General features: G+C 74.8%; 3 protein-coding genes. 2 read left to right on the forward strand and 1 reads right to left on the reverse strand.

Translation table 11 applies throughout. The annotated features are described in order from the left end of the window. A partial coding sequence (locus JF597_RS54700; protein ID WP_294014634.1) for a winged helix-turn-helix domain-containing protein occupies window positions 1-126 on the forward strand: 126 nt, incomplete at its 5' end. A gap of 60 nt (window positions 127-186) precedes the next feature. Then, on the forward strand, window positions 187-1,194 hold the full coding sequence (locus JF597_RS54705; RefSeq protein ID WP_294014630.1) for an SDR family oxidoreductase: 1,008 nt from the start codon (window positions 187-189) through the stop codon (window positions 1,192-1,194). A 21-nt stretch (window positions 1,195-1,215) separates the two neighbouring features. Here the strand turns inward: JF597_RS54705 and JF597_RS54710 are convergent. After that, the coding region (locus tag JF597_RS54710) for a MarR family transcriptional regulator (RefSeq protein WP_294014632.1) at window positions 1,216-1,586 on the reverse strand (371 nt) is incomplete at its 5' end.

Raw genomic sequence — 1,586 nt, forward strand, 5'->3', positions numbered from 1 at the left:
GGCGACGGCCGTACCGTCGACGTCCACATCGCCCGGCTGCGCCGCAAGCTGGGCGCGGAGTTCCGGGGCGCGATCCAGACCGTGCGCCGGGTCGGCTACAAGTACACCCCGCCGACCGACCGCTGACCGTCTGCCCAGGGCAGATCCGGGTTCCCCCGCGGCGCTCCGGCGGGCACAGTCACCGGCATGAGACTTCTTCTGCTGGGTGGTACGGAGTTCGTCGGCCGGGCCGTCGCCGAGGCGGCCCTGGAACGCGGCTGGGACGTGACCGTCTTCCACCGGGGACGGCACGCGCCCGTGGCCGGGGTGCGGTCGCTGCACGGTGACCGCACCGCGCCCGGCGGTCTCACGGCCCTGGCCGACGGGGGCCCCTGGGACCTGATCGTCGACACCTGGTCGGCGGCGCCCCGCGCGGTCCGGGACGCGGCGCGGCTGCTGCGGGACCGCGCCGACCGGTACGCGTACGTGTCGACTTGCTCGGTGTACGCCTGGCCGCAGCCGGCCGGACACACCGAGGACGCGCCCCTGGTCGAGGGCGCCGCGGCCGACGCGGAGCAGACCGACTACGCCCGGGACAAACGGGGCGGTGAACTGGCCGCCGTCGAGGCGTTCGGCACGGACCGCTCCCTGCTCGTACGGGCCGGGCTGATCCTCGGCCCGTACGAGAACATCGGCCGGCTCCCGTGGTGGCTGGGCCGTATCGCCCGCGGCGGCCCGGTCCTCGCACCGGGGCCACAGGACCTCCCTCTCCAGTACGTCGACGTCCGCGACCTGGCGCGGTGGACGCTGAGCGCCGCCGAGGCGGAGCTGAACGGCCCGTACAACCTGGTCGGCCCGCGCGACCACACCACCATGGGTGAACTCCTCGACGCCTGCGTGGCCGTGACCGGGTCGGACGCCGAACTGCGCTGGACCGACCCGGACGTCGTCCTCGACGCGGGCATCGAACCCTGGACCGGCCTGCCGGTGTGGGTCCCGCCCGGTACCGACCTGCACACCAGCCTCCATGGCGGAGACACCTCCCGGGCCGTCGCGGCCGGCCTGCGCTGCCGTCCGGTCACCGAGACGGTGGCCGACACCTGGCGCTGGCTGCGGGAGATCGGCGGGGTGGCGCCGCAGCGCCCGGACCGGCCGGTACTGGGAATCGACGAGGAGACGGAGGCGAAGGCACTCGCGGCCGACGAACGCCACTGAGTGGAGCGGCCGGTCCGCGCGTCAGGCCTCCTCAGCCGCCGCGTCCCGCACGCCCGCCAAGAAGCCACGGATCGCCGCCCGTTCCCCCTCGTCGTAGCCCTGGAGCAGCTCCACCGCCCGCCCGATCAGCGGTCCGAAGAAGGCCTGCCCCAGCTCCACCGCGCGTTCGTCCACCTCGACGACCACCTTGCGCCGGTCCTCCCGCCCCCGCACCCGCCGCACATGACCGGCCCGCTCCAACCGGTCGAGCAGCGAGGTCGTCCCCGCCGAGTTGAGCCCGAGCTCCGCGCCGAGCCGCCCCGCCGTCATCTCCTCGCCCGCGCGGGAGGCGTCCATCAGGGCGATCAGGGCACGGACGTCCGTCGGATGCATGGCGTTGCGCTGGGCGAACC

Origin of the sequence: Streptomyces sp. (assembly GCF_019510245.1) — a bacterium.
GTDB lineage: Bacteria > Actinomycetota > Actinomycetes > Streptomycetales > Streptomycetaceae > Streptomyces.